Source organism: Fictibacillus sp. 26RED30 (genome assembly GCF_015903845.1).
In the GTDB taxonomy this organism is placed as follows: domain Bacteria; phylum Bacillota; class Bacilli; order Bacillales; family Fictibacillaceae; genus Fictibacillus; species Fictibacillus phosphorivorans.
Genome location: NZ_JACZDV010000001.1, coordinates 726,749 through 749,158, shown reverse-complemented (window position 1 = coordinate 749,158; position 22,410 = coordinate 726,749). Strand labels below are relative to the sequence as shown.

Sequence of the window (22,410 nt, the reverse complement as noted above, 5' to 3'; positions counted from 1 at the left end):
ATCATCATTCTCCTTTACATAATAGAATAGGGGTGAAGCTCAAGTACTTTCTTTTGTGTTCCGCGGGGTATAGCTGTAACACCGGTCCTTGAAATCTCTTTGATTCCATATGGACGCAGCAGTTCGATCAACGCATCTATCTTTTCTCCATCCCCCGTAACTTCAAGCGTTACGTTTTCGAGTGAAACATCAAGGACGGTTGCTCGAAACGGCTCGATCAGCATTTTGATCTCGCTGCGCGTATCAGGTGTTGTTAGAACTTTGATGAGCGCAAGTTCTCTAGAAACGAGGGCCATGTTTGTCAGATCACGAACTTTTAGAATATTAATCTGCTTATGAAGCTGTTTAACAAGTTGTTCAGCTTTACGATCATCTTCTACCCAAACCGTTAATGTTACTTTTGAAACGGCTGGATCTTCTGTATGTCCAACCGTAATGTTCTCTATGTTGAACTGGCGTTTTGTCAGCAATCCGGTCAAACGATTCAATACACCACTTTCGTTTAGAACCGTTGCTGAAATGATACGTCTCATCCTCTCACTCCAATCATTTCATGTAGTCCTTTTCCTGGAGCGATCATCGGATATACATTCTCATCAGCAGTAACAACACAATCGAGAACAAATGGTTTTTTGGACGCAAGAGCGAACGTCAAAGCTTCTCTTACATCCTTTTCTGTTTCAGCACGTTTGCCATCAATTCCGTAAGCAGATGCTAGCTTGATAAAGTCAGGTTGAATATCTAGCAAAGAGTGAGAGAATCTTTTTTCATAAAAAATTTCTTGCCACTGTCTTACCATCCCGAGGGATTTATTGTTCACAATAACTACGATGACAGGAAGTTCCCAATCTTGAAGAACTCCAAGTTCTTGAAGCGTCATCTGAAAACCACCATCTCCAACAACTGCTATTACCGGAAGCTCTGGCTTTCCAACTTTTGCTCCAATCGCTGCAGGAAATCCGAATCCCATCGTTCCAAGTCCTCCAGACGTTATCCATCTGTTCGATTCTAAAAACGTATAATATTGAGCTGCCCACATCTGATGCTGTCCTACATCAGTAGCTACGATGGCTTCTCCTTTCGTAACTTCATGAAGAACCTGCATTAACTTTTGTGGTTTCAATTCTGATTCATCTGTCTTATACGTAAGAGGAAATTCAGTCTTGTGCTTCGTGAGTTGGATTACCCACTCGTTATAATCTCCTTTATTGCCTCTCGTCTGGTTTAATGCTGAAAGTGTTTCTTTCGCACACCCCACAATAGGAATTTCAGTTGGAACATTTTTTCCGATTTCAGCTGGATCAATATCGATATGAGCAACCACTGCTTTTTTAGCAAAATGATCCAAGTTTCCAGTTAACCTGTCATCAAACCTAGCCCCAACACCAATTAATAGATCGCAGTCATAAAGTGCCATGTTGCTCGCGTATGTTCCATGCATTCCTGCCATCCCTAAGCAAAGTGGGTGTTCAGCTGGAAATCCACCTAGGCCTAAAAGGGTCTGAGCAACCGGTATCTGGTGATATTCCGCGAACGCGACCAACTCTTTTTCAGCACCTGCTGCCAGTACCCCCGCACCAGTTAAGAGGACAGGTCTTTTCGCTTGCAACAAGGCTTCATTCAATCTTTTCACTTGAAGAATATTGGGTTTTAATGTTGGTTGGTAACCCGGAAGATGAATACCCGCAACCTCTTTAACTTCAGCTGTTTTAACCGCAACATCTTTCGGTATATCGATTAAAACAGGTCCTTTTCTTCCAGTGTTGGCTATATGAAAGGCCTCTTTCATAATTCTCGGTAGATCTTCTGCCCGCTGAACTTGATAGTTATGTTTTGTGATCGGCATTGTGATCCCGACGATGTCCGCTTCTTGAAAAGCATCCGTACCGATCACAGTCGTCGCTACCTGCCCCGTGAAGATAACAAGAGGAATAGAATCGATCATCGCATCCGCTATACCTGTAACAAGGTTTGTAGCACCTGGCCCTGATGTTGCTAACACAACGCCTGGCTTCCCCGTTACTCTTGCATAGCCTTGCGCGGCATGAATAGCTCCTTGTTCATGCCTTGTGAGAACATGTTTCATCTCTGATTTGTAGAGTGCATCATAGATTGGAAGTACAGCACCTCCGGGATAACCAAACAGAACTTCAACTTTCTCATCCTGCAACCCTTGAATAAATAGTTCAGCACCAGAGACTAATGAAGTTTCGACTGATTTTTTTTCAGCCACCCAACTGGCCTTCATTTTCATTCCTCCTTTAACTTCGAACCTTTACTTGGTAAAAGATGTTTCGGGAATCAGTTGTTGCTCTTGGAAAATAACCAAAAGAGCAACAACGTCTAAAAAAAAATAAAAAAACTTCTCCACCCAAATGGACAGGTTAATCCTATCCAAAGGGGTGAAAAAGTTTACTTTTCCACGGTACCACCCTAATTCACAATTCATGCTCATATACGCAAGAACTGCCTCAAGACGAAATATTCGTCATTTGATAACAAGCGATAAATCATGGTCTTATCGCTTGGCCCTTCCTACTAAGAAACGTTCAAAAGGACACTCAGGAGGGATGTCCTGGTATTAGGGATAACCGGTTCACAGCAACCACCGGTTCTCTGAGTACCCCACATCTACCATTGTTCTCCGTCATCGTTTTATTGTTTTAAATTTTTAAGATTCCTCCAGTATTAGCTGATGTTACGAGCGCCGCATAGCGTGCGAGGTAGCCTTTTTTGATCTTCGGCTCTGGTTTCACCCAACCTTCTTTTCGTTCTTTTAAGTCTTCTTCCGTTAATAAAACGTGAATCGTTCTATTTACTAGATCAATTAAGATTGGATCACCATTATTCACGAACGCGATAGGTCCGCCTTGTGCCGCTTCTGGCGAGATGTGACCGATAGAGATTCCCCGAGACGCTCCAGAAAATCTGCCATCCGTGATCAGTGCTACTTTCGTACTCAATCCCCTTCCAGCAATAGCTGATGTGGGAGAGAGCATCTCCGGCATACCTGGTCCACCCTTCGGTCCTTCGTATCGAATGACAACGACATGCCCTTCTCTTACTTCACCATTATTAATGCCTTCGATCGCTTCTTCTTGGGATTCATAGACGATCGCCTCTCCTTGAAATGTTTTTATTGAAGGATCAACAGCTCCTACTTTGATCACACAGCCATCCGGCGCAATGTTTCCATAAAGTATTGATAAACCACCTACTGGCGAGTAAGCATTATCTTTCCTACGAATAACATCATCATCAATAATTTCCGCATGCCGGACTCGGTGCTCTAACGTTTCTCTACTTATCGTTAACCGATCGTTATGGATGGCACCTTCCATTCTACAGAGTTCATTGATGATCGCACTGACACCGCCTGCTCTGTGAACATCTTGCATGGAATAATCCGAAGCCGGACTGATCTTTGATAAATATGGAATTCGCTCTGCGATCTCGTTGATTGATGATAAGTCATAATCAATCTCAGCTTCATTTGCGATAGCAAGCATATGAAGAACGGTATTCGTTGAGCCACCCATCGCCATGTCTAATGCAAATGCGTCATCAATTGCTTCTTTCGTGATAATATCTCTTGGTTTTATATTGTTTTTTACAAGATCCATAAGTGACGTTGCAGCCTCTTTGATCAGCTCTCTTCTTTCGTCTGAGGTAGCTACGATTGTTCCGTTACCCGGCAGTGTAATACCTAGCATCTCCATAATGGAATTCATGCTGTTGGCTGTAAACATACCTGAGCATGACCCACAAGTCGGGCAAGCACTCGTTTCAAGTTCTAATAGTTCTTCTCTCGTCATCTTTCCAGCTAAATGAGAACCTACTCCTTCAAATACCGAGGCAAGGGATAAGGATTTTCCTGCCATAGACTTTCCGGCTTCCATTGGACCACCTGAAACAAATACTGCCGGAACATTCGTCCTTACAGCTGCCATTAACATACCAGGCGTGATCTTGTCACAGTTAGGTATGTAGAACACACCGTCGAACCAATGGGCGTTAATAACCGTTTCTGCTGCGTCTGCGATGACCTCTCTGCTTGGAAGGGAATACCTCATACCGATATGCCCCATCGCAATTCCGTCGTCTACGCCGATCGTATTAAACTCGAACGGAATTCCACCAGCTTCTCTAATGGCTTCTTTTACCCATTCACCTACTTTGTTTAGATGCATATGCCCCGGAATAATATCAACATAGGAATTACAAACACCGATAAAAGGTTTATCCATATCCTCTGGTGCAACTCCCGCTGCGTGGAGAAGACTTCTGTGCGGGGCTCTATCGATTCCTTGCTTGATCATATTACTGCGCATATCTGTAACACTCCTATACTTCTTTTATCCAGCTTGAACAGCTTGGTTCGGATACACCTTAACTCCTTCTTCAACTACTTTTTCCCTGAAGGATTTTAAAAGTTTGTTCGTATGTTCACCTGGTGCTCCGTTTCCGATTACTCTTCCATCAACTTTTACTACCGCAATAACTTCAGCTGCAGTTCCAGTTAGAAATACTTCATCTGCCACATAAACATCATGTCTCGTGAATGGCTCTTCAACCATGTTGTATCCTTGTGCTCGTGCGATCTCAACAATCGCGTTTCGAGTAATTCCTTCTAAAGCTCCTAAGTATCCTGGCGGCGTCTTGATCGTATTTCCTTTGATTATGAACACATTATCAGCAGAACCTTCAGCCACGTACCCTTGATCGTTCAGCATCAAAGCTTCACTAACTCCAGCAAGACTAGCCTCGATCTTAACTAAGATGTTGTTTAGGTAGTTTAGCGATTTAACTTTAGGACTTAACACATCCGGACGGTTCCTTCTGCTTGCCACCGTTATGATTTCTAAACCTGTTTCATAAAGTTTTTTAGGAAATAGTGCAAGCTGTTCTGCAATGACAATGACTCCCGGTTGGCCGCATGTAAAAGGGTCCAACCCTAAGTTTCCTTTTCCTCGTGAGATAACTAGTCGAATATAAGCATCACGATATTTGTTTTTCTGGAGCGTTTGAACGATGATGTCTGTTAGTTCTTCTTTAGTGTGTGGAATTGTCAGCATAATGGATTGAGCTGATTCGTATAAACGCTGAAGATGTTCGTCTAGCCGATATACATTTCCGTTATAGACTCGAATACCTTCAAACACCCCATCTCCATATAAAAATCCATGATCGTAAACTGAGACTTTGGCGTCTTCCTTTAATACGTGCTCACCATTAACATAAACCCATTGCTCCTGCATCGTGATCCTCCTTTACGTGTCAATTTGAATTATTTGAATTTTTTAAAAATAATTTAATAATTGTTGACAATATTACGCCCATCTTATTAAAGAATCAACACCGAATTTTCGATATTTCACCGAATTCTGACTTTTCAGTTATTTTGTACACGCTTTCATTCCCATGCCCATAAGGTTTTGAAGCTTTAACGCGTTGCATTGTAAACATTTTTAAAGCGCTTTCATCGAAAATAAAAAAACACGCTTGATATCCTTTAATAGAGGACATCAAGCGTGTCGAAAAGTTGTCATTATGTAAGTATTATGGCGTCCCAGGAGAGATTCGAACTCCCGACCGTACGCAAAACGATTTTTACTAAACGTTGACTAATACGTTAGTTGATTCGGTCAATGTTCGAACTGCGACCGTTTGAAGAAATTCTACCATTATATGTAGGTTTGCGTCAATCCATTCCGAATAAATAAAAAATCGCCTTCCCCGATTTGAACGAGGTGCGTACCTGTCGATAAATGGTCTTTTTACAAAAGGCGGAAGTAAATAAAATATAAAATAAAAAAAGACCTCTGGGGTCAATCTTATGTATGTATTAAGACTCAATTGCTGGAGGGTTATAAATATCAAACCTCATACTAATTCGCATAGTGCGTTTTTTATAACTCTCGTTCCTCACAAAGCCAATATCTTCATAAAGTTTAATTCTCTCCGGGTACGCGTCTAAAGTTATAAAGCGAACACCACAGCTAGCCTCAGCAATTTCAAGCGCCTTAAGTATAGTATGTTGGATAAGGTATTGTCCAAATCCATACTCCTTGAACTCCTTATCTCTACCTAGTCTTGCTATTTTAATTGCAGGTACGTTGGTTAGAGGTAAATCATCACCCTTTTCTTCCTCTGCTAACCTTATTGAGTCGGCACAGATAGAACAAAAGGCGGCTAATCGGCCCTCATAATAAAGAAGGGTAGTGGTATTCATCCCAAGCTCTTGAGAAACGAATGCTTCTTTAACAAGATATTCATTCATTTCCTCATCCCCACAATCAAAATTGGCTAAGTCAGTGAGTTCCTCCTCAGTTAACCTAGCCAATAATAAGGCTTTCGGATTTATTTTCATTTAAACTACCCTTTCCGTTGAACTCCTTCAAACATTTTACGATATTTACTTATTAGTTCCTTTTTTTGAGAAGCGCTAGGTTTGTTTTTAATAATGTCATTCATAACATTTTGTGCATCTTTACCATAAAGAGTCGGAGTAGGTTGTAATTGAGTCGCCATTGGTAAGCCCTCCTTGTTTTTTCCATCCACACTGATCACTCCCTCAATTAATGTGAGAGTATTTTATGCGGATTTCAAAGTTTTATTCCATTACGTGCATCTACTGAGTATTTTACAGTATTTTCCCTACTAGTACAATAGTAAACACACCTTTCAAAATTCCACAAAATTAATTCATTCGAGTTCGGGCCCACCACTAAGGAGAGCCCTATGTTTTACGTTATTTATTCGGATTGTGCTTCGTAAAAAAGTACGCTGTAATTGCGCCGAACCCTCCGACTAATGAGCCGATAATTAAGTTAACGAGTTCGGAGTTCTCCCGAAATAAAACGAGCGCCCCGGTTAATACGACCAGCAGCGCAAATGCGAAAACGTATTCGAATTTAATTCCGTACATACTAACGCCTCCTATCTATTAAGATACGCATTAACCGCAGCCGCTACCTCAAAACGATTCTTACCCGTAAGCATTACGAAAGAGTCCGCTTGTAAGCCGTCTTTCGTTCCACCAACTACGAATACTTCCTTCGCGATTTTTCCGCTCGGTAACGCACCTCTTACGTAAATTGGCGCTTTAATTCGTGATGCTAATAATTCAGCGAATGGGAAATCGGGAAATGCGTTAATAACTACCGCTTTTTCTAACATATCGTCTGCCTCCTTAATGTCTTCCGGTTTTGGTTTCGGTGCTGCCGACGTGATTTCTTTCGTACACTCCTCGTATTCTTTTATGATGTCAGCGAGTAACCCCGCGTAGGTCTTTCCGTATTTCTTTAACGCATTAGTCGGATCAGTTTTACGGTCAGGGTCGAGTTTTTCGTGGCCAATCCACTTTTTCGGTGAGAAACCGAATTTATACGAAACGTAAGCGCAGTACCAAACGTATCTCTTATACGCTTCCTCGAAGTTAATTTTGCCTCCGAAACATAATTCAACGCCTATACCGATATCATTCGAATCATCACCGTACAAAGCGTTGTCTTGTGGCATTTGATAGCGAACGTGATGCGCTCTTTCCGTTTTCCCTGTCGTGGCTGGAACTGATTCGATTATCACCTTATCGTCAATGAACGTGTGTGCAGACGCAGACGTCGGATCATTCGGCGTATTATTAAAGTAATCACGGTTATTTTTCGCTGTAGAACCGGGGTTTCCTGTATCGTGTAGCACACCGAATTTAGGCGTGATAAAAGTACCGGGGCGTCGTTTGCCTTTAGCGATGTAATCTGCTTTAACTTCGTATTTCATTTTAAACGACATTTTAACGCTTCCTTTCGTTTTACTTTAAACGATGTTTGATTTCACGTAGTTCATCGATTACTACGTCGTACTTGTCGGTAAATTTACGTAAAGTTTCCGACCATACAGAACGTTCTTCTTTTATTTCTTCTTTCATTTGGTTTATTTCTGCGCGATATTCTGCTTCTCTCGACTCGTTACGTTTTTCACTACGGAATAAAAGCCAAACAAAAAGGACCGCAAAAGGCCCTTGTGTTAGGAAGAATTTTAGTATTTCTGACTCGCCCACGGACGCCTACCTCCTATCTTTTCATTTCGTTTCCAATCATTCTAAACTCGCTTTTAATTTTATCTATTAAAGTCGGATACGAATTTCCGAAAGTAACTTCTAACTTGAATCCGTCAGATTCGTAAATTTCAGTCACTTCAGTAATTCGAGCATCAAGTGTGACCTTCCATGTACGATTTTGTACTGTCACCGTATCTCCTAAATCCCAATCTTCCTCGTACTTCATAGAATCCGTAGAAAATACTTGTGCATTAAGCGTAAGTTCACGGTTATGTTCCGCAAGTGCTTGTTGACCTCTCTCGGTAAGTCTGGCGTTAATAGTTGCTGCGGGTAATTGTACGCCGTTTTCGTCTTTTTCCTCGACATCGCGCGCATCTACAAACAACTCAGCGCGATCTAATCCCGTTGCTGTGCCGACTATTACGACCCTTCTGGCAGCGCCTTCACCTTGACCGGCGACATATGCAACGTTCTTATATTCGAGGTCTGAATCGATTAGATGCGCCTCTTTTACGTTATCGAATTGCGGACTAAATATAACAGGCGGGTTAACCGTTTGATTTACGGTTAGGTCCCGCCCTACCTTTACGTCAAATATCCACTTTAGTAATGTGAAATCAATCGTAACGTTCCACCCTATACCGGATATGATCGAAATAGCTTCGAGTTCTGCCGGTAACGATGCAAAACGTGATTGCCAATCGACTACAGAACCACGCCCTAAGTCGGTAGCATTTTGTAATTGCGTTATTTTGCGACCAGTTACCGCCGGATTAATAACGTGATTATTAACGTAGTGCTTCATCGCTGATTCTGCGGTAACTTTTACGCTATCATGGTCTTTGTTCGGAGGATCCGTTAATCGTCCGCTAAAAATACCGCCGAGTGTCGTACCTTTAATAACCCACTGCTCCGATTGCTTACTTCCTTCATTTACGGAAATCTCACGGTGTTTTATAATACCGACTTTCGTTTGTGAACCGCCGATAATTATGATATTTCCTTTTTGCAACGTATCAGTATTCCGTTTATGTCGGTTAATTCTTAACTCGAACGCTCCGTACGTATGCCATCGTCTTGTAAACGAAAGAGTTTCGTAGTCGTCGATTTCACCGAGCAACTGGAATGACGAGTCTATTATACGTAAATGTTTCATATTATCACGTCACTTTATTCGAATTTTACGGCTTGCGTTGGTGATGTTTCCGTACGGTAAGAGATCGTTTCATCGTATTCTTGTTGCGTAATCCAACCGTTAGCGAGAGCTTTATCCGTTTCGATTAATGTAAAGTTTTTTGCTGCCGATTGCTCGACTGGTACGTAATATTCTGATGGGACACCTGCGAAACCGTCGCGTGCTGTTAGTCGTTCCGATCCATACAAATAAACCTTCATTGCATATGAATTTGCCTTAAATGTGTAAACTGCCATTATGATAAAATCCCCATTTCTTCTAATACTTGAACTAGTCCGATAAAGTTATCATTGTTCAATTCGTTTTGCGCTTCCAACCGTCTAACTTTAAGTTTTTCTTCTTCAAGTTGTTGTTCTAATGAAACAAACACGGGAACCGGTGTGGTTTTAATTTCTTCCCATGTTAACTCGAGTTCTTCTATAGAGGGACAGACTTCGTTTCTGTTCCATACTTTGATATATGGTCCGTTCCCGTCATCTTGTATTATAACTTCGCGCTCGATAATATCCGGAAATAGCCATTTTAAAGTTTTAAAAAGTTCCAACACAAACCCTCCTATCCTATTTTGATGAATCTTAGCGTTATACCGCCAATAGTCGCCGCTTGATTTCCGTTTTGATATCCGTATATTTCATAAGAATCTCCTGCATAAAGTTCTCCTAAAAATGTCCCTATCAATGGAAAGAAGGAATACGTTGTAGGTGTCGTGCTGTTCGCCACAGTTTTAAATTGTGCGCCATTTCTATATAAAAATAGTTGCACAGCCCACGCGCTTACGATATTTGTGAAATCAACGGTTGCATAGACCATATATCTACCGCTTACTTTCGGCACGAAAATTCCGTTACTATACTCCCCTTGTGAATCAATTACTTCTGGGGGCGTTAATTTAGTGTAAGTCGAAACCGGTAAATTTACTGAAGTAGATTGAACAGCGTTTACATAAGATTGTTTATTAAACGAAACACCTTCTACTAATGAGAGACGCGTACCATCAAAAACCGGGTCTAAATAAGTTGTCGGTCGCTGATCTGTTACCTCTGCTTGTGTAATAAATGTTCGACCCGCTACTATCCTCACCTGCGCGATTGCTATTTCGGTTATAAAAGAATCATTTATTAATGCAGGCGCAACGGGAGATGATGCTGGTGTTCCTTTTTTAATGAAGAGTTTTATAAATCGATTAGCTGCTGTTGTATCACACCTTAAAACGATTCTATCAATCCTGTCGAGGGATGCTTCAGCAGTATCATGTGTTAATTGTAAGTTTGCCGTATTTGTATACATACGCCCCTTAATAAAATAAGTACCGGTTGCAACAGTTGTTTTCATCGTAGTACCATCTGCAGTTACTGCTAATTTCCCGTTTTCCACGTGTAATCCGTCAGGAACGAATTTATTGAAATAATCGGCGTAGTCAGACGCATTATACGTCCTCGTGTCGCCCGTCACCGAATCAAAAAAACGATAAATTTCCGCCAAAGTAAAGCCTCCTTTATATTCCTACGTATCTATTGCGCCAAGTGACGGCAACTATTGCACCTGCATCGCCACTATCAGCCGTATATTCTATTTCGTTTTCTCCGACTTCTAACTGGAAAAAAGTCGAGTTTAAATCGATCCAATTAAATACGTTTGTTTTCGAACCGTTAGTCGCAACGATTTCTACGCGTTTATTACCGAAAGTAGTTTCGATAATTAACTTTTCACCCGCTAGTAAACTACGATTAACCTTCACATACTCACCCGTAGTGTTATTAGATACCTTCGGATTTGTCGCCGGCCCATTAAACTCAATGATTACAGGCGTCGGAACGTCACCGTTATTAGTAAACGTCTGTTTATCGCCTTGCTCGCCCATCTGGGTCGGAAAAGTTAACGGGAACTGAAACAATCCGAGATACGCAGTCATCGGTTCGCTCGTAGTTTCTATATCGAGCCAGAACGGTAGGGGTGCAATTAAGTTAATAAGTACACGCTGAAACTTCGAAGTAGAGTTATCTCCGCCCGTTAAGAATACAGGCGCAGTTTCGACCGTTGCGTTCAGTTCTTTTATACCGCCGTCGTATTCATATCGGAGGATACCTACTCCCAATTTCGGGTTAAACACGCGCGATATTTCCGATCGTTTTGCTGATAAATCCGTCGAGTCCGTTCCGTAAATACCAACCTCTAAAGAGACTGGACGAGGTTCCAATAGAGTGTCTAAATAAGAACTCCCGTCTTGAAAAGGTGCTTTTTCCATTTGAACGTCAGCAGATAATCCACCGGTACCTTCAATTTGAATCAGCTTATAAGGTGGTATTTTACTAAAAACCACGGAATTACCAAAACTATTAATAAAAGTTAATGGCACTTTATAACCCCCATTCCATCGCCGCTTCACGTAATGCTTGTTTTTGCCTACGTGCAATTTCACTAGGCGATAAAGGTCTATTACTGTTAATCGTTAAGTTTTGTGTAAAAGACGACTGATCCCCATGAGATTTAGGCATCATTCTCGCTACTGCATGTGCAAAAGGTTTCATGCGTGATTTATTGGATAGTGGTACGATAGCTTCGTCGCCACCGTTTTCACCAACTCCGACAACCTGACCGTCTTTACTTCCCTTAACAATCGCACCTGTTGCAAACCAATCGACTGAAAACGTTGGTACAGAAATAGCAGGTATTCCACCTTTACCACCGAACATTTGCTTACTTCCAACGTTAACTTTCGGCAACTTCGGTTTCGGTATCGTAATATTCATACCGGAAAATGCGCTTTTTATAGTACCGATAACGCCTAACAACGTACTTTTTGCCGACTCAATCGGACTTGTAATCGCTGACTTAACTCCGTTCCATACGCTCTGTGTCGTAGATTTAATACTATTCCACGCACTTGTTAACGAACTTTTTACGCCATTTGCCACGTTGGATACCGTATTTTTTATTCCGTTCCAAACGCTGGACGCAATACTACTAATTCCGTTCCATGTTGATGATAGGAAAGTCTTAATGCCGTTCCAAACGGTTTGTATTATTACCTTGTAACCATTAAATACTGAAGTGAAATACGATGTAATGCCGTTAAATACCGCCGTAGCAAGAGCTTTTATACCGTTCCAAACCGAACTTAAAAATGATTTTAATCCATTCCACGCCGTTTGAAAAATCGTTTTATATACATTAAAAACAGCCGTAAAATACAGCTTTATTCCGTTAAATACAGCAACTGCGACCGATTTAATTCCTTCCCATACTGAATTGAGGAAAGATTTAATCGCATTCCATGTGTTAATTCCGGCAGCTTTTAACCATTCCCATGCTATACCGATTCCTTTACAGATTTTATCCCAATTTTGGTACAAAAGTACGCCTATCGCGACTATGGCGAGAATCCCAGCGATTATGGCCGCACCAACGCCAATAACTACCCCGAAAGACACTCCAATTGCGGCACCGATCAGCATAATACCAGCGACCAAAGGGGCAATCACCCCGACTACGACCATAATTGCAGCCGAAATCATAGCGAATGAACTTATAAAACTTTTGGTTGTAGGAGATAACCCGTCAAACCATTCCTTTACTGATTGCACGATAGCCCCTAAACTCTTAAGCTTACCGTTTACCGCTTCTAGAATCGGCGTACCAAACGAAGATACTAACGTGTCCCATGTATTCTTAAGCATTGATAGATTGTTTTGGTAAGAATCAGCTTCCCTTGCGCCCTGGCCCATTACTCCAGATGATTGATGTTGCGCAAATGCGACAGAAGCTTTTAACGTTTCCTGTTGGGCGACGGTGAGGTCTTCCCACTTTTTACCGTATTCTTCTTGCGCTTTATCGTTTAGCATCGTTTGGGAAAGGTTAATCATTGCCGTATCTAACGAGTCATATTCGCCTTTCATACCGGCCATAACACGACCTACCGTATCTTCCATCTTTTCATTAGCGAATGCGTTAGCGTCAACGGTACGATCCATCCATTGTTTAGCGACTCCATGCGCGTCTTTTTCCGACAGACCTTTCGACTTTAGCAACGCAACATACTGCATATACGCCGATTTCAATTCGTTCGGATGCTTATTCCACTTCGCACTCATTTCGTCTAAATACTTATCGGTGTCGGCTTTCATTCCGCCCATTACCTGTGAATATTGCGAATCTAACGCTTGCATATCGGCGGTTGTTCCGAGAATGGTTTTCGTCCAATCGACGACTTTATCCGCAGCGAAAGCACCTGCTATTGCGCCACCGATACCGGCAAGTGCGCCCTTCATTCCAGACGCAGCATTTTCGGTAGATTTCTGTGCGCCGTCCATTGCGCTATCGATCTTATTGCCGACGTTTTTCATTTCCGTTTTTATCTTGTTCATAGCGCCCTGGAAATCGCCTATATCAGCGCCTAGAACGACCATTACTTGTTTTTCCGACAACTACGCTCACTCTCCTTTCCGAAAAAAAAATAAGAGCGACGCAATCGCGCACCCTTAATCGAACAAACTATTTAAGTAATCCGTATCTTCACGTTTCTTTTCCTCCGTTACGTGTCCAACGGTCTTGCTTTCGTCTTTAAACATCTTCAGCATTTTACCTTTCCTCGCTGAAGCATAACCGGTCGCTACTGCGTAAGCCGTCATTTCGAAGTATTCACGCTCATCTGCGAGGTGTTGTTCGAGTAGTAACATGAGTTCCGAAAGTGGCATAACGTCAAGGGTTCCGTAAGGTAATTTCAGCTTACCGTACGCGAGTTTTAACGTCATATCCTCGTCTATGAACCCGTTACTTTTTAGAGGGTACGGCTTTCTGACCGAACGCTTTCTGAATCGCATCGCCTAGCTTTTTAGACAGATAATCGATTCCTTCATTTTCTAGGATTTCGTCCATGATGTCGCCTGTACTTTCGAGCGTTAATTCTTTATCTTCCCAACGAAGACCGACGTATAAAATGATACGTAAATCTCCTAAATGTACTTGATCCCCGAATTCAGTAATCGGTTTCCCTAACATTTCTTCAGCTTGAACCATTGAATTAGTACCGAATTTAAGATTTCTCGCTTTATCTGCTTTAATTGCGACTGTTTTACTCATTGTTTTTCCTCCTAGATAAGTAGTTTAATAAATAAAAAAGGAACCCCATTAAAAGGCTCCTCCCTGTTATAAAATTGTTTAATTATACTGCTGGAACGATTGATAACTCTCTGTCACCTGTGAAAGTTACTGAGTATGTTGCAAGATCGTCGTACGGCGCTTCAATCGGGAAGTCTGTAACAAGTGACATACCCTCATATTTCTTTCCAGATGCCGTAACCATTTGAATCTTAACTTTTACTGCATTCATAAAAGCATCTTCTAATTCTGAATATCCTACGTCAGAATCTAATAGTAAGCCTTCGGACTCAATTCCCCACTCTTTAAAGCTATACTCGTTTTCTTTCCAACCGTTAGAATCTTTAGAAGTAGAATCAAGAGTGTCAGCAGATCGGTTTAATGTTGCTCCGCGCTGACCCCCGACTTTCGTCCAAACAGGAACTGCGTCAGTACCCGTATTAACGCTGACAATAAAATCAATACCTTGCTGTTTAGCCATAGGTTTATTCCTCCGTTAAATTAAAGTTTAATTGAACGACCCCGTGAAAAATTAGATTACCTTCGTCTAGTTCTTTGAAGACTTGGACCATATCAATCTGTACTATGTCGAGCGTAAAACCCGTCATAGGTAAATCGAATTCGGTTAAAGAATCAACTACGAAACTATTCATTTCTTTTATTTCTTTGGAGCCGCGATATTTAGACCAACAATGAAGCGTGACCATGTGTGAAGTTCTTTCATGCGTTTTTGTAGACGCATCTACCATCGCTTCTTCACCGATAGCAATGTGCGGATATTCCGGACTTGCCGGTAGGTAATCGTAGACAGGGTAAATGCCTTGCGATAGTTTTGTAAAAATTGCTTTTTGAAGCTCGATTGAAGGGTTCATTAGTAACACCTGCCTCTACAAAATTTCTTTCAATCTTCGTCGGTATTCGATCGAGTATTTGAACGCTGCAGGATATAAGAAAGGGTGAGCCGGCTGTTTTGATGAGCCGAATTCGACGAATAACGAATATTCAGCACCCGAATATATCCGCGCAACATAACCTCCGTCCTCAAACTCTGTCTGAATACTGTTACGAAGATATCCCGTATCTACAGGTGCGTTAAGCTTTGCGTCCCTTTCAATCTTGTAAGCTACTTCTTTAGTAACCGATTTAACTTCCGTCTCTGCCTCTTTAATGATCGAATCCGTATTCGAAAGCCACTTTTCTAACCCGACAATGCCTGATTTCTTAGCCATTAGACTAACTCCAATATCAGAACTGTTTGCCGAGCGTAATTCTTACGGTTGATTAGTTTGAAATGCTCATTTCCGTCAGTAAAACGTATCCCTTCCTCGTTAGGTATTACGTCCCGACTAATCGCTTTTACCGCCTTTTTCTTAATAAACCCCTGTAGTCTTAGCTGAAGTTCTTCGCCTAATGGCGCTACATTTGCGTCAAAAGTCGAGAATGTCGTCCATGCTTCCGTAAAACCGCCTATACCGTCAGACACTTTGGTTAGTTTTTGAACATCGATTTTAGTATCGAATCTCATAGCATCCGTAACCGGTTCGTTGTATTGCTCTGAAGGTAAACGTCGAAGTGTCGAGTGTATTTCGAGAAAACGTCTTCATACGTATACGAAACGCCCTCTATGGACTCGTTCGATATGCCTTCGGATCCTCTTCGGTTGTAATTCTCAACGGTCATTGCTTCGATAGTCCAAACTAGTCCGACCGGTATTTCGTCGAGCTTTAGGTAGCTTTTTACGGAGTCTTCTACGTGGGTTATGAGGATATCAAGGATAGCGTCTTTACTCACATCGCTTGAACTTAGGCCAATTAGCGTCTTTATGTTATCGAGGTACATAATTAATTAGCCTTCTTTTTTGTACGAGGCTTCTTAACCTCTTCTTGTGGCTTTGGTTCCGTCTTTGTTTCTTGTTCTTCAGCTAGTTTCATCTGCGTCATGTGCATCAACATTCCCATAGTGTTCAACTCCTTAAAAATAAAAAGGAGAATAGCCGTTAAGCTACTCCCCTTAAAAATCTTGTTTATTACGCCTTACCTAAATATTAAGTAAGGGTAATTTTGATTGCGCCAGATGCGTCACGTACATGTGCTGCATAATGAGTGTCAGCAGTAATAACTGTAGACTTTGTAAGGATGTTACGATCCATTTCAACAGAAACTTCTTTCTTAAGGTAAACACCTAGAGCGTTAGGCTTAAGAATATAAGCAGTTTTAGCTCCTACGTTATTAGAAACAACTACAGTACACCCGTAGATTTCTCCAACTGAGTTAACTTTGTCACTTTCTTTTACAACGAAGTTAGGATCTTTGCGTAGGTTAGCGAATTCAGCAGGAGAAACGATCAAATATTTCTCTCCTTCAACGTCTTCACCAAACTTTACAAGTGCATCGCCTACAACAGTAGTAGACATTGAAGTAGCCGTAGAAGCGTGAACCATTCCACCAGTAATTGCAGCTAATGCAGCGAATAATTTAGCGTCTAAACCATTTGCTACAGATTTAAGAAGTTGCTTTTCAGCTTCGTCAAGAGGTTGCCCGTAAGCATTTCCAAGAACTTCGTCAGAAAGCTCGATACCTGTTGCAAGTTTAGCAACTGAAAGGTTTGCAGAAGTTTGAGCAAGAAGTGCTGGATTGATCGCTACGCCTTCAGCTACGTCTGCTGCGTCTCCGATGTAAGAGAATTGAGGAACTGAGATAGAACCTCCAGCTTGACCTTCTAAGTTTTGAACGTAAGCAATAGGGAATAATTTAATGTTGTTTCCTAGTTTCGCAGATACACCGTCTGCTAGAATTTGTGCATTTACTACGTTTGCCATTTTTGTCATTGCCATGATTAATAATCTCCTTTTGGTTTATGGTTTTTCGAACATAAAAAAAGCAGATACCTATAACGGCACCTACTTGACTAACCTTTTAATTGGCTATAAAGATCGGGGTTTTTACTCATAAGTTCTGCTCTCTCGGTAACACTCATTTTTAAGAAATCTTGTTGTGTTAAAGCATTTACTTTACCGTTTGAACTTTTAGGAGTATCGCCCTTTAAACGCTCATCAACTGCTTTTTCGATAGCGCTGATCCATGCGTCTTTAAACGATTTGATATTTTGATTTGTTTCGTCTGCCGTTTCACCGATTACAAAACTGGAGAAATTAGTCGGCAGCCCTTCCGTTTGAAGTTGCTTAACTGTTTCAAGTTCGAGTCGTTCGCGTAAAAATTGCTTACGTTCATCTTCGAACTGTTTACGTTCTGCTTCGAATTGCGCCTTTAAGCGTTCTTCTTCGGACATCTTACCGAGCTTTTCGGCTTCTGAACGTTCTTCCTGTATTTTCGCTTCCCATTTAGAATCGCGTGTTTGTATTGCCTTTGTTACCGCCTTATCGATTTGAGATTGAAGTTCCCTTTCTGTTAACTCGAACTTCTTAACCTCTTCCTCTTTAATTGTGTCTTGAGCCTCTACAGTTTCAATCTGACCCTGCTGAATCTCTTGACCTTCCACTTGCTTGATTTCTTCCATTACATTTCCTCCTCTTGCCGTCCTATCAGTTCATTTAAGCCCTGTTAGTCCAGTCTGATTTGTTATATAAGTAGTAGCGCTATTAAGCGCCCTCAATTAATACAGATGGTAGAATTTCCGATTTTGAAGGACAACGTAAAAAAGGTACCGTAAAGGCGTTTAAACCTTCCGATACCTAGTGCATTAGTTAAAGCGTTAACGTTCAATACGGACCATTCTCGTAACCCGTTTTAGATTACGTAGCGCTTTTCCCATTCTTCATACGTCATATTACGGTCTAATTTCTGCGTTTTACCGGTTTCTACGTCTCTTGCAGATCGTGTTTCGTATTCTTTCTTCACGTCGTCAAAGTACGGAATACAAGTCGTTCTACAGAACGGATGAAACGGTGCGAAATTAGTACCGGCTACGCGATCCTTAACGTAATAAATCTTTCCGTCCTGCTTCCGACATACTTCCGATGTTTTACTGTCCAACGTAGAAAGTACCTCGTATCGTTCGAGGTTATTCGCTTCATAACCCTTTGCGGTACCTTCGCCTAGAATGAACGACGACTCTGTTCGTATCACCCTTGAAGCATAAAATAAGTTCGTGTCCATCTTGTCGCGAAGAGTACGAGACATTTTCCTAACGTCCGTACCCTGTATTAACCCTTGCGTTATGACCTGGCGTAAATCATTGACGAGTTTCTCGCGATTGGACCATATACGAGCGCTGAAATGATCGCCTGACCACGGATAATCTAGCGCAAGTCTTACGGCTGATTCGTTTAGTTTCGTAATGACTGACGCTATACCTATTCCGGACTGGATATCGAAGGACGTCCGATAAAATGCGTCCTGGAACGTCTGTCCTAGAAACAACGTCGTTTGGTCCTCGACTTCCTGCGTAATTTGCCATATTCGTAAGTCCAATTCGTCTAGTAACGCTTGAAATCGTGTTACTCTAGCACGCGAAACTAACTCGGAAATCTTATTGAGTATTAACGGATCATCCGTACGCTTAAATTCTTGTTTAAGACGCGCAAGACGGTTCTTATAGTTCTCTAGTTCACCGCTATTTAACTCTTTCTGCGCTTCTTGTAGCGTTACTGCGTTCTCAGTTGCGTATTTTCCGTAGAATTCGTGTAACTGACGCTCGACATCCGTTACGGCCAGCGAGTATTGCTTCTTTAATTCCTTCAGTAAGTCTGTCGTGTTGTCGTATACACGTTTCTCAAGCGCTTCAGATCGTTGTTGCCAGTACGTTTTGCTTTCTAAACCGGGCGCTGTCGCCATATTCGTCAGCTCCTTTTAATAAAATTAGACCTGCCCGATGCTTGAATAATCACCGTTTTCCTTCTCTTGTTTCTTCTTATCAATTTCGTCGAGTGCGTCCTCAATAAAAGAAAGTTGTGCTAATAGAGTTTCTTCTGAAACTATACCGAATAGTTTTTGTGCGAATTCAGCTTCTTCAGTTTTGTTAACTGGTAAATTACGTGTAAATAACATTCCTAGTTCAGTAGCTTCGAAACTTTGCCCCTTCGTATTTAGAATATTTACGACAAGTCTTATTCGTTTAGATAGTGCTTGTTTGAATAAGCGTTCTTTCTGAGATACCAACGTTTCAAGTCCCATAAACTTATACTTGATTGCGATACCGGAAAGATTAGAGCCGAAAGTTTCATCGCTCATATTCGGTACATGAGAAAACTTATGAATGTCTTTTTCTAATCGGTCCTTAAATGATTCAAGCGATTCGTTATCGATTTCCTTAACAAGCCACTCTGCTGTACCTTTTTCGTCAAGTAACATCACACGGTTTTGTTTCATTTCGTTAACGTCTTCCGGTTGTGTTGCGTTCATACCCTTTAGTACCAGGTAAGCATCCGCAAAGTATTCGAGGTCATTAGCACGGTCGGAAACAGCCTTGTCGTATTCGTCAATTAACGGAATTAGTTTTTCGAAATCTCCGATACCTTCTCCGTTATTCCAATAGACTACAACCGGTACTTCTTTAAAGTGATGTTCTTTGCGGTCCTTTTCTACGTATTCCTTTTTACTTTGTTCGTACATAACGATTTCATTAGCCGTATAAACCTCGACGTGTACTACGCTCTCTTTTGAGACGTAATCTTGCACGGAATAATAACGGATAGCAGCGATTAAGGACGGATCAATTTTCGTATCATATACGAGTACCAATTCGTTTACATCGAGTACATCGAACTTGATTTGCGACTCTTCATCCATGTAAAGAAGTTCGGCTGATAGACCTTTGATTCCGGATTGTTTCGAGTGTTCAGCGTTTACGTATTGTTCGTCATTACGTTTAAACACGTCCTGTACTGACTCTAATAGAGATGTATCAGCGCTGGCGTATTGTACCGGCTTACCCATGAAATAACCGACGGTAGTGTTTACGATGTATGACGGAAAAGGGTTAACGACTTTATTGTTCGGTTTATTCGTATCGGTCATCGTCCGATTTGTAATGGCGTGCTTGCCTTCGAAATAGTTTTGTAATTTCTCTAAGCGTGTTAAAGTGCCGGTCTTGTGGTTCTCGATAACAACCTTAAGGAATTCCGGGTTTAGTACCTGCTCAACCGAACTTACTTTAATTAAATTCATTTACGATTCCTCCTATTAAGAAATAGAAAAGAACCCCGTAATAACGAGGTCCCTCTTTTGCGTTTATAAACCGAAGATGCGTTTAGGTAGCGATCCTATCTTGACGTCTAACCGGAATGGTTCGGTAGCGTACCGGAGAGCATCGAGTGTGTGATTAAACTTATCGATAGGCGTGTTCGTGTACTCACCGTCACGGTCTTTCTTATACGCGTAGTTATTCAGTTCTTCCCATACGTTAGTACACGAAGGGTCTACGATAATCTTGTATTGCTGCAGCCAGGTAACGCCGTGAATGATACTGTCTTTACCCTTCCTTACCGGCACCGCCCGTACTCCATAACGTTTAAGGTCGGCGATTGTTCGTGGTTCGGCTGAGTCGCAATATACCTGGAGGCTTAACGCTTCAATACGCTTTAGTTCCGTAGCCATCTGCTCGACGAACATTTCTCTACGGCATACCTCGTCCGTAATATAGATAATCTTCCGTTTCGTATCGATTGACCCCGCGACTATTGCGGTAGGATCCTGTGAAAATCCGAAGTCGATACCCGCGAAACGTTGGCCGGTGTCTACGTTCTTACACGCTAACCGTTCGATGTTGTTGAATACCAACCGGTCGAGTGTCGTGAACTCACCGAGTGCGTATATCTTGTAATACGTCGGATTTGTTAGCTTCGTCCGTTCGATAGTATCGATGTACTCCTGCGGTAAGAAACGGTTATCTTTATACGTAGTCTTTAGGATGAATGTAGTACGGTCATCTACCGGTATGTCACCGGAGAACCATCGCTTGTATATCCAATTCGCTTTACTTGTCGGGTTCAGCATTAAGTACATTTGCTGATTCGGTACCTTCGCACGTAAACGTAAATCCAGTTGGTCGAAGTCTTCCTGGTCTAGTTCCGTCGCTTCCTCTACGATGATGTCCGTAATACCGGATATACTCTTGAGCTTCTCAGGATCATCAACTCCCATAAATTTAAACTCCGATTGATTAGGTAACGTTATCTTTAAATGCGACTGCGATATCTTGCAATAACGAGATAGCCCGATGTTACTGAGTTGCGTAATAAACTCCTGGAATATTGATTCACGCAAAGTTGACGCGACCTTACGGATTACGAGATACTTTCGCTTACTCTTCAGCGCTTTCAATATATTCTTTTGTATAACGAACACCGACTTACCCGACCCGGCTGAACCGTAATAGACGTTATATCTACGGGTATAGTCATCGATGTATTTCCAGTACACGTCATTAAAAGCCGACCGGTGTACGTTTAGATTCATTGTTGGCATAAGTGCGCTCCTTTCTTCGTAAATAAAAAGAACCCGCCGTTAAGCGAGTTCACGATACTGACTGCCATGTATGTCCAACGCGAATCAAGTTAACGGTGGGCCGTGAAACCCCGTACATCTCCGAGATTTCTTGATCGGTAAGTTCCGTCGTAGCAAATAACCGTTTGATTTCACGAACTTTATCCTCGTTTAACTTGGCGTTAGGGTTAGTGCTACCAGTACGGGAGTTATAATTGCATTTAGGTACGTATAAGTCAGCGAATCGGTAGTCTTTCTTACGTCTGCTGGCGCCTTGTTTACGCTTTGCTTCGTCATCTTTTACCACGCCTAATCCGCCAGCCTCACCGCCTATTGACGTATTGTATCCGTAGTTCTGGTCGGTGCTGTTGTACTCTGCAATCCATCCCATTTCAGCCGCATTAAGAGCGTCCATGTCCGTATGCTTTTCAATTACTTCCCACGTAAAAGAATGCCATCCGTGATGTCTAATCGATTGATAAAAGTAAGAGCGTTCATTTCGTTTGAATGCTGCCGCTTTATGTCCGGATTTTCTTTTGCTAAGGGATTGCGTAGTTCTGCCAATGTACACTTTTCCGTCAACCTTGTTAGTCACTTTATAAACGATCATTCGTAAT

General features: G+C 41.8%; 28 protein-coding genes and 1 other annotated feature. All 28 genes read right to left on the bottom strand.

What is annotated here, in order from left to right; genetic code table 11:
* Positions 1–14 precede the first annotated feature (14 nt).
* The gene (gene ilvN, locus IHV11_RS03735) at positions 15–533 is read right to left on the bottom strand and encodes an acetolactate synthase small subunit (RefSeq protein ID WP_066396617.1); all 519 of its coding nucleotides are present in this window, start codon (positions 531–533) and stop codon (positions 15–17) included.
* Positions 530–2,248, bottom strand: a complete 1,719-nt coding sequence (ilvB, locus tag IHV11_RS03730; RefSeq protein WP_197193737.1) for an acetolactate synthase large subunit — start codon at positions 2,246–2,248, stop codon at positions 530–532. Before ilvB ends, ilvN begins: the two co-directional genes overlap by 4 nt.
* Positions 2,249–2,395: 147 nt before the next feature.
* Positions 2,396–2,660 (bottom strand) — a binding site (T-box leader).
* Positions 2,661–2,663: 3 nt separating this feature from the next.
* The gene (gene ilvD, locus IHV11_RS03725) at positions 2,664–4,331 is read right to left on the bottom strand and encodes a dihydroxy-acid dehydratase (protein WP_197193736.1); all 1,668 of its coding nucleotides are present in this window, start codon (positions 4,329–4,331) and stop codon (positions 2,664–2,666) included.
* 24 nt (positions 4,332–4,355) lie between these two features.
* Positions 4,356–5,258: a branched-chain-amino-acid transaminase gene (ilvE, locus tag IHV11_RS03720; RefSeq protein WP_153237714.1), complete on the bottom strand. Its 903-nt coding sequence runs from the start codon at positions 5,256–5,258 to the stop codon at positions 4,356–4,358.
* Positions 5,259–5,845: 587 nt separating this feature from the next.
* A complete protein-coding gene (locus IHV11_RS03715) occupies positions 5,846–6,370 on the bottom strand; it encodes a GNAT family N-acetyltransferase (protein WP_197193735.1) in 525 nt (174 codons plus the stop codon).
* 5 nt (positions 6,371–6,375) lie between these two features.
* Positions 6,376–6,531 (bottom strand): hypothetical protein, encoded by a 156-nt coding sequence (locus IHV11_RS03710; RefSeq protein WP_197193734.1) that lies wholly within the window; start codon positions 6,529–6,531, stop codon positions 6,376–6,378.
* Positions 6,532–6,751: 220 nt separating this feature from the next.
* Positions 6,752–6,928 carry a hypothetical protein gene (locus IHV11_RS03705; RefSeq protein ID WP_197193733.1) on the bottom strand — a complete coding sequence of 59 codons (177 nt, stop codon included), beginning with the start codon at positions 6,926–6,928 and terminating at the stop codon, positions 6,752–6,754.
* Between the two features lie 11 nt (positions 6,929–6,939).
* The gene (locus IHV11_RS03700; protein WP_197193732.1) at positions 6,940–7,791 is read right to left on the bottom strand and encodes a peptidoglycan recognition protein family protein; all 852 of its coding nucleotides are present in this window, start codon (positions 7,789–7,791) and stop codon (positions 6,940–6,942) included.
* A 19-nt stretch (positions 7,792–7,810) separates the two neighbouring features.
* Positions 7,811–8,059, bottom strand: coding sequence for a BhlA/UviB family holin-like peptide (locus tag IHV11_RS03695; RefSeq protein ID WP_197193731.1), 249 nt, complete (start codon positions 8,057–8,059; stop codon positions 7,811–7,813).
* A gap of 13 nt (positions 8,060–8,072) precedes the next feature.
* Positions 8,073–9,215, bottom strand: a complete 1,143-nt coding sequence (locus IHV11_RS03690) for a siphovirus ReqiPepy6 Gp37-like family protein (protein WP_197193730.1) — start codon at positions 9,213–9,215, stop codon at positions 8,073–8,075.
* 14 nt (positions 9,216–9,229) lie between these two features.
* Complete coding sequence (locus IHV11_RS03685; protein ID WP_197193729.1) at positions 9,230–9,490, bottom strand: hypothetical protein; 261 nt, start codon at positions 9,488–9,490, stop codon at positions 9,230–9,232.
* Positions 9,490–9,798, bottom strand: a complete 309-nt coding sequence (locus tag IHV11_RS03680) for an XkdW family protein (protein WP_197193728.1) — start codon at positions 9,796–9,798, stop codon at positions 9,490–9,492. The genes IHV11_RS03685 and IHV11_RS03680 overlap by 1 nt, the downstream gene beginning before the upstream one ends.
* 11 nt (positions 9,799–9,809) lie before the next feature.
* A complete protein-coding gene (locus tag IHV11_RS03675) occupies positions 9,810–10,736 on the bottom strand; it encodes a hypothetical protein (protein WP_197193727.1) in 927 nt (308 codons plus the stop codon).
* A gap of 13 nt (positions 10,737–10,749) precedes the next feature.
* On the bottom strand, positions 10,750–11,574 hold the full coding sequence (locus IHV11_RS03670; RefSeq protein ID WP_370568619.1) for a phage tail family protein: 825 nt from the start codon (positions 11,572–11,574) through the stop codon (positions 10,750–10,752).
* A 37-nt stretch (positions 11,575–11,611) separates the two neighbouring features.
* Positions 11,612–13,678 (bottom strand): phage tail protein, encoded by a 2,067-nt coding sequence (locus tag IHV11_RS03665; RefSeq protein ID WP_197193726.1) that lies wholly within the window; start codon positions 13,676–13,678, stop codon positions 11,612–11,614.
* A 54-nt stretch (positions 13,679–13,732) separates the two neighbouring features.
* Positions 13,733–14,005 (bottom strand): hypothetical protein, encoded by a 273-nt coding sequence (locus tag IHV11_RS03660; protein ID WP_197193725.1) that lies wholly within the window; start codon positions 14,003–14,005, stop codon positions 13,733–13,735.
* Positions 14,006–14,024: 19 nt separating this feature from the next.
* A complete protein-coding gene (locus IHV11_RS03655) occupies positions 14,025–14,333 on the bottom strand; it encodes a hypothetical protein (RefSeq protein WP_197193724.1) in 309 nt (102 codons plus the stop codon).
* 82 nt (positions 14,334–14,415) lie between these two features.
* Positions 14,416–14,832: a phage tail tube protein gene (locus IHV11_RS03650; protein WP_197193723.1), complete on the bottom strand. Its 417-nt coding sequence runs from the start codon at positions 14,830–14,832 to the stop codon at positions 14,416–14,418.
* Positions 14,833–14,836: 4 nt separating this feature from the next.
* Positions 14,837–15,223, bottom strand: coding sequence for a DUF3168 domain-containing protein (locus tag IHV11_RS03645; RefSeq protein ID WP_197193722.1), 387 nt, complete (start codon positions 15,221–15,223; stop codon positions 14,837–14,839).
* 15 nt (positions 15,224–15,238) lie between these two features.
* Positions 15,239–15,580, bottom strand: coding sequence for an HK97-gp10 family putative phage morphogenesis protein (locus IHV11_RS03640; RefSeq protein ID WP_197193721.1), 342 nt, complete (start codon positions 15,578–15,580; stop codon positions 15,239–15,241).
* Entirely contained in the window at positions 15,580–15,876 is a 297-nt protein-coding gene (locus IHV11_RS03635) for a phage head completion protein (RefSeq protein ID WP_197193720.1), read from the bottom strand. Before IHV11_RS03635 ends, IHV11_RS03640 begins: the two co-directional genes overlap by 1 nt.
* Complete coding sequence (locus IHV11_RS21450) at positions 15,873–16,190, bottom strand: phage head-tail connector protein (RefSeq protein WP_197193719.1); 318 nt, start codon at positions 16,188–16,190, stop codon at positions 15,873–15,875. The genes IHV11_RS03635 and IHV11_RS21450 overlap by 4 nt, the downstream gene beginning before the upstream one ends.
* Before the next feature lie 205 nt (positions 16,191–16,395).
* Positions 16,396–17,184, bottom strand: coding sequence for a N4-gp56 family major capsid protein (locus IHV11_RS03625; protein ID WP_197193718.1), 789 nt, complete (start codon positions 17,182–17,184; stop codon positions 16,396–16,398).
* A 74-nt stretch (positions 17,185–17,258) separates the two neighbouring features.
* Entirely contained in the window at positions 17,259–17,867 is a 609-nt protein-coding gene (locus IHV11_RS03620; protein ID WP_197193717.1) for a DUF4355 domain-containing protein, read from the bottom strand.
* Positions 17,868–18,097: 230 nt separating this feature from the next.
* Positions 18,098–19,144, bottom strand: a complete 1,047-nt coding sequence (locus IHV11_RS03615; protein ID WP_197193716.1) for a minor capsid protein — start codon at positions 19,142–19,144, stop codon at positions 18,098–18,100.
* 24 nt (positions 19,145–19,168) lie between these two features.
* On the bottom strand, positions 19,169–20,476 hold the full coding sequence (locus tag IHV11_RS03610) for a phage portal protein (RefSeq protein WP_197193715.1): 1,308 nt from the start codon (positions 20,474–20,476) through the stop codon (positions 19,169–19,171).
* A gap of 63 nt (positions 20,477–20,539) precedes the next feature.
* Positions 20,540–21,766, bottom strand: a complete 1,227-nt coding sequence (locus IHV11_RS03605) for a PBSX family phage terminase large subunit (protein ID WP_231620263.1) — start codon at positions 21,764–21,766, stop codon at positions 20,540–20,542.
* A 58-nt stretch (positions 21,767–21,824) separates the two neighbouring features.
* Entirely contained in the window at positions 21,825–22,403 is a 579-nt protein-coding gene (locus IHV11_RS03600; RefSeq protein ID WP_197193713.1) for a GIY-YIG nuclease family protein, read from the bottom strand.
* Between the last annotated feature and the right edge of the window lie 7 nt (positions 22,404–22,410).